This window comes from Chthonomonas sp. (assembly GCF_035294165.1).
Classification (GTDB): Bacteria; Armatimonadota; Chthonomonadetes; order Chthonomonadales; family Chthonomonadaceae; genus Chthonomonas.
This window is the reverse complement of sequence record NZ_DATGLN010000167.1, coordinates 1-9,151: the sequence shown is the minus strand read 5'-3', so window position 1 is coordinate 9,151 and position 9,151 is coordinate 1. Positions and strand designations below refer to the sequence as shown.

The 9,151-nt window shown below is 54.1% G+C and carries 8 protein-coding genes; 1 reads left to right on the top strand and 7 read right to left on the bottom strand.

The annotated features are described in order from the left end of the window. From VKV29_RS08720 to rpsL, 4 genes are all read right to left on the bottom strand, one after another. Positions 1-141, bottom strand: a 141-nt coding sequence (locus VKV29_RS08720; RefSeq protein ID WP_324200921.1) for a GTP-binding protein, incomplete at its 3' end; no start/stop codon positions are given. 120 nt (positions 142-261) lie between these two features. Continuing rightward, positions 262-2,388: an elongation factor G gene (fusA, locus tag VKV29_RS08715; protein WP_324200920.1), complete on the bottom strand. Its 2,127-nt coding sequence runs from the start codon at positions 2,386-2,388 to the stop codon at positions 262-264. Between the two features lie 153 nt (positions 2,389-2,541). Continuing rightward, positions 2,542-3,021, bottom strand: a complete 480-nt coding sequence (gene rpsG, locus VKV29_RS08710; protein ID WP_324200919.1) for a 30S ribosomal protein S7 — start codon at positions 3,019-3,021, stop codon at positions 2,542-2,544. Between the two features lie 17 nt (positions 3,022-3,038). Further along, positions 3,039-3,410, bottom strand: a complete 372-nt coding sequence (gene rpsL / locus VKV29_RS08705; RefSeq protein ID WP_016484146.1) for a 30S ribosomal protein S12 — start codon at positions 3,408-3,410, stop codon at positions 3,039-3,041. A 476-nt stretch (positions 3,411-3,886) separates the two neighbouring features. Between rpsL and VKV29_RS08700 the strand changes: the two genes are divergently transcribed. Further along, positions 3,887-5,065 carry an RtcB family protein gene (locus VKV29_RS08700; RefSeq protein ID WP_324200918.1) on the top strand — a complete coding sequence of 393 codons (1,179 nt, stop codon included), beginning with the start codon at positions 3,887-3,889 and terminating at the stop codon, positions 5,063-5,065. 205 nt (positions 5,066-5,270) lie between these two features. Here the strand turns inward: VKV29_RS08700 and VKV29_RS08695 are convergent, their stop codons facing one another. From VKV29_RS08695 to VKV29_RS08685, 3 genes are all read right to left on the bottom strand, one after another. Beyond that, complete coding sequence (locus tag VKV29_RS08695; protein WP_324200917.1) at positions 5,271-6,104, bottom strand: M48 family metallopeptidase; 834 nt, start codon at positions 6,102-6,104, stop codon at positions 5,271-5,273. Positions 6,105-6,693: 589 nt separating this feature from the next. Then, positions 6,694-8,097 carry a hypothetical protein gene (locus VKV29_RS08690; RefSeq protein ID WP_324200916.1) on the bottom strand — a complete coding sequence of 468 codons (1,404 nt, stop codon included), beginning with the start codon at positions 8,095-8,097 and terminating at the stop codon, positions 6,694-6,696. Between the two features lie 327 nt (positions 8,098-8,424). Beyond that, positions 8,425-9,087 (bottom strand): hypothetical protein, encoded by a 663-nt coding sequence (locus tag VKV29_RS08685; protein WP_324200915.1) that lies wholly within the window; start codon positions 9,085-9,087, stop codon positions 8,425-8,427. Positions 9,088-9,151 lie beyond the last annotated feature (64 nt).

Here is a 9,151-nt window from a genome sequence, read left to right as displayed (position 1 = left end):
GTACTTAAGGGCCTTGCTGCCGTTGTAGGCGGCCAACACCCGCGTGATGGCCGAGGTCAACGTCGTCTTGCCATGGTCTACATGACCGATTGTCCCCACATTCACATGAGGCTTCGTCCGCTCAAACTTCTGCTTTCCCATAAGTCAGTCTCCTATTTTCCACCTGGTGAAGCGTTCACCATTCGATTTAGAAATAAGTAAAAGGAAGGCTCCGAAGATGCCCATAGAAGGGCTATTTTCATCGGAGCCGGTTAGGACATATCAGGTTTTGACGGGCTGTTTCTGCCCGGTTTTAGCCAAAATCTCCTCTGCCACATGGCGAGGAACCTCTTCGTAGTGGGATGGTTGCATGGTAAACGTAGCCCGCCCTTGGGTCATGCCACGCAGGTCGGTAGCGTAGCCAAACATTTCGGCCAGCGGCACCAAAGCCCGAATGGTCTGAGTGCCACCTGGGCCAGGCTCCATCCCCTCTACGCGCCCACGTCTTCGGTTAATGTCGCCGATAACATCGCCCATGTAGTTCTCGGGCGTAACGATCTCCACCTCCATAATCGGCTCTTTCAGGTAAGGGCCGGCGCGTCGAAGGGCCTCTTTCATCGTCTGGTTGGCGGCCACCTTAAAGGCGATCTCGCTCGAGTCCACCTCATGGTAAGAGCCATCCACCACAGCGACACGAACATCCACCACCGGATAGCCGGCCAACACGCCGGATTCCATCGCCTCGCGCACGCCCTTTTCCACAGCAGGGATGAACTCCTTCGGGATCACGCCACCGGTGATCTTGTTCACAAACTCGAAACCTTCGCCGGTCTCCAGCGGCTCGATTTCGAGTTCGCAGTCACCATACTGACCAGAACCACCGGTTTGGCGCTTAAACGGAACACGCGCGGAGGCCTTATGGCGAATCGCCTCTCGGTATGCCACCTGCGGTGCCCCGTAGTTGGCCTCGATGCCGTATTCTCGTTTTAAAATGTCAATTTTGATATCGAGTTGAAGCTCGCCCATACCGCTCAGGATAGTCTGGCCAGTCTCCGGATCGGTGGAAACACGGAAGGTGGGGTCTTCGCTGGCCAATTTCTGCAGGGCTGTAGCCAGTTTATCTTGATCGGCCTTCGTTTTCGGCTCGATAGCAATAGAGATGACCGGCTCGGGGAAGGAGATAGATTCCAGCAAGATAGGGTGCTTTTCATCGCACAGCGTATCGCCGGTGCGCGTATCCTTCAGCCCTACAATAGCCGCAATATCTCCGGCATAGACGGCATCTACATCCTCTCGATTGTTGGCATGCATCCGCACGATGCGCCCCACGCGCTCCTTCTTACCGGTCGAGGCATTCAACACGGTTTGACCGGTTGTGAGCGTGCCGGAGTAGACGCGGAAGAAGGTGAGCAGGCCGTACTTATCGGTTGCAATTTTGAAGGCCAGCGCACAGAAAGGCTCATCGTCGGAGGGTTTACGAATCTCTTCGGCCCCCGTATCGGGATGTTTGCCCACAATGGCCGGAATATCATCCGGTGCCGGCAGGTAGTAGACCACGGCGTCGAGAAGCGGCTGTATCCCCTTGTTTTTATAGGCCGAGCCGCATAGCACCGGCACGATGGCGCCGGAGATGGTGCCCTTTCGCAGGGCTTTACGAATCTCATCTACCGAGATCGGCTCTCCTTCGAGGTATTTCTCGATAAGCTCCTCATCCACCTCGGCGGCCGCCTCAACCAATCGCGTATGATACTCGTTGGCCTTATCCAAAAGGTCGGAAGGGATATCTACAATCTCGTACTTCTGTCCGATGTCATCGAGGTAGCGGATCGCCTTCATCTCGACGAGGTCTACCACCCCCACGAAGTCGGCTTCGCTACCTATGGGCAGCTGGATGGGCACGGCGTTAGCGCCGAGGCGCTCCCGTATCTTTTCGACCACCCCATAGAAGTTCGCGCCCATGCGGTCCATTTTATTAATGAAAGCGATTCGGGGTACGTGGTACTTATTGGCCTGTCGCCACACCGTTTCCGACTGGGGCTGCACCCCACCGACGGCACAAAAGATGGCGATTACCCCGTCCAAAACACGCAGGGAGCGCTCCACCTCCACGGTAAAATCCACATGGCCGGGCGTGTCAATGATATTGATGCGATGGTCTTTAATGCGTTCCCCTTTGGCATCGCGCTGAACGCCCCAGAAGCAGGTGGTTGCTGCCGAGGTGATGGTGATGCCCCGCTCCTGTTCCTGCACCATCCAGTCCATGGTGGCCGAGCCTTCATGCACCTCACCGATCTTATAGGTTCGGCCCGTATAGAACAGAATCCGTTCGGTGCAGGTGGTTTTCCCTGCATCAATATGGGCTGCAATACCGATGTTTCGCGTTTTACTTAAGGCGTACTCTCTTGCCATAACTCTCCACTCACTTCTCCCATGCTCGCACCGCGTTCGCTGACCGGCGCAGCACGGGCTAGGTATCCCTCAATTTCCTCGAAGCGTTCGGGTCGTGCCCTGCTCCTTTTTTGAACTCAGTTGGCTCTTCGCTCTCTCCTAAGCAAGCAGCCATCAAATACGATAATGCGCGAAGGCCTTATTGGCGTCGGCCATACGATGCACCTCTTCACGCCGCCGCACCGAAGCCCCCGTATTGTTAGCCGCATCTATCAGTTCCGCAGCCAACTTATCTATCATGCTTCGCCCCGACCGCTTACGCGCATTAAGCACAATCCAGCGGATGGCCAACGAGAAGCGGCGGGCTTCTCGAACGGGCACCGGCACCTGATAGGTCTGCCCACCAACACGACGCGGCCTTACTTCGACAACCGGCGCCACATTGCGAATAGCCTGATCGAACACTTCAAGCGCAGGTCGCTGGGTTCGGCGCTCTATCTGTTCCATCGCCTTGTAAAAGATGGTCTCCGCAACGCTCTTCTTTCCGTCCTTCATAAGGCGATTGATAAACTTCTGCACCATAACGCTGTTGTAGATCGGGTCCGGCGGTATCACACGCGGGCGGACGCCGCCTTCCGGCGCATTTCTCGGCATATTTTTCTCTCCTCGCTTTACTTAGGACGTTTTGTTCCGTATTTCGAGCGGCTCGATTTTCTGTCGCGCGTGCCTGCCGCATCCAGGGCGCCGCGCACAATATGATAGCGCACTCCGGGAAGGTCTTTCACACGGCCACCACGTACCAGCACCACCGAGTGCTCTTGTAGGTTATGACCGATCCCCGGAATATAGGCTGTTACCTCCACCTTATTGGTGAGGCGCACGCGCGCGATCTTGCGCAAGGCCGAGTTCGGCTTTTTAGGCGACACGGTTCGCACGCTTAAACAGACCCCTCGCAACTGCGGATGGCCTCGCAGTGCCGGCGCCTTTGTCTTTTTAATAAGCCGTTTACGGCCCTTTCGTACCAGCTGATTAATTGTTGGCATACGTTTCGCCGCTTCCTTCACCCAAAGCAGAGTTTTTACGATCTCAAAAAGAGACCCTACCGAAACCGAGGTTCGCGCATTATATGAGGAAAGGCATTAAAAATGCCCTCAGCCATTGGCCGGGCAGGACAACACGCGCACAGGAGCTGTATCGTCGTTACGGAAGTCCCATGAAGTCGGGGGAAGCCCCGCTTTTAACCGCCTCCTTTACGTTAAGTGCGTCTGTCCTACCGCGCCATAAACCTCCTAGCGCGAGAACCTGTGTAGTTTACTCCAACTCTTCTCTTTTTGTCAACCTTTTTCGCGTCCATTTTCTCGAAATCGGCTTTTTGTTCGCACACGGCCTCTCCAAACTTGTGCACGGAGGCTTCATGATAGCCCGTTTTACTTTTTGTGGATAACTTCTCGATATAGATTTGCGTAGGGATTTAAAGGCAAATCCCCATAGAAAGCTTAACATGCTTATGGAACCGAATATGAGCGCAAAGGTACAGTTCATCGAGGGTATCCCCGTGTTTGGGGAGCCACAAGAGGATGCAGTAACCCAGATTAGAAACTGCATGAAGCACAAGAACGCCTATCGCGCCGCCCTTATGGCCGACCACCACGTTGGCTATGCGGTGCCGATTGGGGGGGTGATCGCCTATTACGACGCCATCTCGCCTTCGGGAGTAGGCTTCGACATCGCCTGCGGCAACAAGGCGGTGCGACTCGACGTTCCGGCCGAGGAGGTGCGGGCTAACATCGGGCGTATTATGGACGACATCGCTTCCCAAATCTCCTTCGGCCTTGGTCGCGCCAACAAAGAACGTGTAGACCATCCGCTGTTCGACGACCCGGCGTGGAAGCTCGAACCGGTACGCTCCCTTAAGCAGATGGCCTATGCACAGCTTGGCACGGTGGGCGGCGGCAACCACTACGTGGATATTTTCGTGGACGAAGAGGATCGCGTGTGGGTGGGGGTTCACTTCGGCAGCCGTGGGCTAGGGCATCGCACCCTCACCTGGTTCCTAAAGAAGACCGGTGCGAAGGATGGCATGATGGTAGACCCCCTGGTGTTGCCGCTGAAAGAGGAGTTGGGGCAACTCTACCTTGAATGCATGCACCTCGCCGGTCGCTACGCCTATGCTGGTCGGGACTGGGTTTGCGATAAAGTTGCCAAAATCATCGGGGCCAATATCGTGGAGGAGGTGCATAACCACCACAACTTCGCTTGGAAAGAGACCATTGATGGAGTTGAGGTGTGGGTTGTGCGCAAAGGGGCTACGCCCTCATACCCCGGCCAAAAAAGCTTCGTTGGCGGCACCATGGGCGAGCCGGCCGTCATTTTGGAGGGGGTTAGCCCCGAAAAGAGCGAAAAGCACCAGAACGTGCCCCTGCTGCACTACACGCTCTTCTCTACGGTGCACGGTGCGGGTCGCGTGCTTGGGCGCAACCAGGCAAAGCGCACGCTCTCGCGCGATAGCATGACGCAGTGGGTGCAGCGTGCAGGCGTTACGCTTCGTGGCGGCGACGTGGACGAAAGCCCCGAATGCTACAAGCGCCTAGATGAGGTGCTGCGGCACCAGGGTAAGACGGTACGTATTCTTCATACCCTCAAGCCCATCGGTGTAGCGATGGCCGGGCGTGGGGTGGTCGATCCGTATAAGGATTGATCTTCCCCTCTTGGAAACCCAGAGAGGATGGGGGGCTTATAGAGGCCGGCAGTCCTAGAGGCAGTTAACAAAGCAAGCCCGCCTTACTCGCCCCCTATCCCTCCTTTCCCCCTATTAGCGAGAAAGGGGACTGGTGTGCCGGTCTTGCAAAGGGAAGGTTATCATAAAAAACCGAATGCCGGTTTGTTGGCCTTCGTCCTTTCGTCTACATGGGCCTATCCGTATAGGCGCTATACTTCTCCTGGATGAGCTGTTGCACGTAGCGAATGCGCTCTTGCGTGAGAGGGTGATCGCTAAGGAACTCCGGCGGCTGTGGGTGGCCTTTTGTGGCCTGCTCTAACATATCAAACAGTTCCAACATGCCGTTGGGGTTATATCCGGCAGCCACCATATCCTCCAGGCCACCGATATCGGCCTGCTTCTCCTCATCACGTGAATATTTCAGGTCTATGGCGCTCAAGGCCAAGTCACCTAAACTCTGCAATGTGCGATTTGCATGGGTTAAGAGCACAATTCCTAAAAAGCCAAGCTCCTCTTTCCTCTGGGTAGCCACTCGGCGTGCCCAGTGCTGTAAGCGCACATGGGTCATCTCGTGGCCGGTAACGGCGGCTAGTTCCGAATCATCGTGGATGCGATCCATGAGACCGGTGAACATGAAGATAGGCCCACCCGGCAGCGCAAAGGCATTTATCTCCTTACTCTCTATCACATGAAACCGATAGTCCCAGGTGCGTCTGTCTTTCTCATCTAGCGCCGCCCGCAGGCGCTCTCCCACGCGTTGTAGCCATCTCTCCTGAGGTCCATGAACCACCCGATACTGCTGCAATATCTGTCGCTCTGCCTGCTGTCCCACTTTCTTCTGCTCGGAGATGCTCGGCATAAAGATGTCGGCACGAGCTTGCTCATCCATCGTCGCCAAGGCCACCAGCAATCCACCGGTTGTTAGCTCTCGCAAAAACTGGCGACGCGATTTGCGCTCAATCTCACCCAATATCTTCTCGACGTCCGGGTTGCCACAGCACCCTTTATGCTGACACATGGTCTCTGCTCCTTCCATCTTCATCAGACGACTTTCCAAACGGCGGTGTTCTCTTAGCCTTTTCCAAAAACCGGTGATCTCGTCAGTTCACTTTTCCTATACGAAAGGGAACAACCTCTGTGAATGCCCAAAAGCTAGGTTTTGGAAACCGAGTGCGCTCATTCAACAAGCCCTTGCCGGCTTGCCCTAACGAAGGTTTGGCTTTATGGGGACCTTATGGGCCTCTTGGTTTCCAACCTAACTGCCCATAGGAACCTAGAACATGTCAACACATCTTGTCAAAATGCTCGATCGGCTTATCGTGCTCTTGATGGTCGCTATTTTGCTGGTGCTAAGCTGGCCGGTGTGCGTGGCTCTTTGGCCACGCTAAGCACAACCGAAGGCCTCCACCTAGAACAAGCGGACACACCTTAGCGCAACGTTTTCCTCTTGCTTAACAGCAGGGCAGGCATCGCAGAGGCTCCCATCTGAGCGATATTTTATAGAAATGTGCGCGCGGAAACCACCTCACCTCGAAGCAAAGCGAGAGGGACCTTCGCCTCTAGGCGTGGGGGCGTTTACCAGACATATCTCGTTTATCCAACAGACGCTAACCTCCTCTCGTCTTATCTCCTTCCCCTGCAGGCTCTACCTCCAGGTGAGCTAAAGTACGCAACTCCTTCGTCTCAGGAGTATACTCCCACACAATCGTTTGAGTATTCAGCTCCCCCAATACTCCACTCTGCCGCTTGCTCAGGAACCCGTATAACCGAGACCCCATCCAATAGCTCACAAAACCATCTGCACTCTTCGGAGATAACTGCGGTGGCAATCGGCGCTGCAGAGTATACTGCCCGTTTAATGTACAAACGTATATCCCCACCGGGCTTACCACAAACAGCTGACCATCTTGCCCCATATTTACCCCGTTTGTCAAACTATCCCTGAATAGGTAGCAGGGAGAGCCACTCCGAGGTTTATACATTCCCCCTACAGCGGGGGCCTCGGATTCACGCAAAAACGCATGCAGAACACGACAGCGTCCCTTGAAGTAATCAAACAAGAGACCTTTGCCGTGGACGCCGCCCTTCGCTATCCCATACAGATGTCCCGAACGATAGGCGATCAGCTCCGGAGCGTAGCCCTCTACCCGTCTCTTGAACCGGTAAAGGAGTTGTATCTGTTGGGATGCGGTTAAGCAGAGCAGAGCGCCCTTCCTATACCACCCACCCCATGCTGTAAAGTAGGTATTGCCATCCGGGGACTGTAGAGGATAGCTAAAATCGTTGCAGAGTGCAAATATATGCAGGAGGCGAAAGCCTGTCTGGGGCTGATAGGTAAACAAAACGCTTTTGATCTGTTCAGAAACTGTAATCATCGCCAGACCATACAGATTGTGGTCGTTACCCTCCCACAGAACCGCAGGCCACGTATGGGATGAGAACCTACGAAGCACACGGATCTGCCCCTCCTGAGTACACGAGAAGAGAGCGCCTCCGCCCGCATTAGAGTTCGTAGTGAGGCCATAGAGCAGAGAGTGACTCGCATCCACCACCAAAGACCCAACACTTGCGCCCTCTGTACTCGAAAGGGTACGTAAACGTTGATACTCTCCGTCTTTCCACCAAAATAGGGTACTGTACTCTGAAGAATCCGTAAAGGCCTCCGTCACCCCATAATAGGTGTTGTTGGTGCCGGCGACCAACACTCTAGGGAAGCCTTCATCAGAAAAACGGCGGAGCACTACAAACTGATGGGTAGGGGGGTCTATCTTGAATAACGTCCCTACGCTGGAATCGATCCCGTAAATATCGCCATCTTTTCCCGCAATGAGGGTTACACTCTCACAGCCATAAAGAAGGGAAACACCGAGGAGGAACAGCCACAGTTGTCTCGATCTTTTGCCGTTCCCCAGGAAGGTAGCAGTGCGCAGCTCTTGCCAGAACGACCGTCTCTTTGTCTTGAGGCGATCACAGCTTGAAGGTAAACGGACGGGCGTACCATTTTTCATCATTAGTGCATCTCCTTTGGCTTCGAGTGGAGAACAAAATCCGATTGGCGTTTGTCTTGGAGTAATAAGCTTCATAAATATCACTAAGATACCCTAACAACCTGCAGATCGCAAGGAGCGACGTAATTTTTATCTTTGCCCCCATCGTAAGACCTCCAGCAAGCATAGAGAGAGAAGTCCTCATGTCAGTTTGAGGACTTCCCTTTCAAGCGCCTGTTTAGGGCGATAGAATCGTATAGGAGGTTGGCGTTTAGGCAGATTAGGTTTTGGCGGTGGTTGCAGTTAAGCAGACATGGTCATCGTGTTATGATGGTTATGCGACGCAACCACTCACTTTGAGTCGGTTGAACCAGCAGGAGGAGCCGATCTGCTTTGCAGAAATTGTTCTAGTAGCGTCTGCAATGTAGTTTGTGCACCCTCTAACTCCTGCTGCGATAGGTGCACAGCCTCGCTTTTACTAACGAGACGTTGCCCCTCCAAACGAATATATCCCTCACTGCCCTCCGAATTCTGCAAACTGATCATGGGTACCACCTCGCCACTTCCACCAGAACTGTCGAACCCCATCGAGATAAAACTAGGCGCCTTCCCCGGTGGTTGATATATTAGGGTGACAAGGGGGGTGAAGGGAACGAGTGGCTTCATCTTGTGGCCAATTTGAGTTGCCATCTGCTGAGAGAGCCTATTCAGCGCAGAGCTTTGCCCCATAAGAAAACCATTAAAAATCTTCTTGTTCCCTTCCCAGGAGCTAAGCTGAAGAACCGGAGTGCTCTCTTCTCCTTGTTTTATAGAACCCATAGTGATTACCGGCCGGCCTTGACTATCCACTATAGTCAACGATTGGGTTCTGAGGTTAGGCATCGTGACGCTCTCCTCCTGAGGCTGCGAGGAAGCGCTGCGCATCGTTACCCCAAAAGCCCCTATAAGAACGCCTAACAGCACATAAAACCCTGCTATGCCGAACCGGCTCAGTAGCCTCTTGGAACCAGACATCTTACTTTTCTCCTTTCGGGTTGATGGGGGAGAGAGGCGTTTGTGCCTCTCTCCTTTCTTTTAT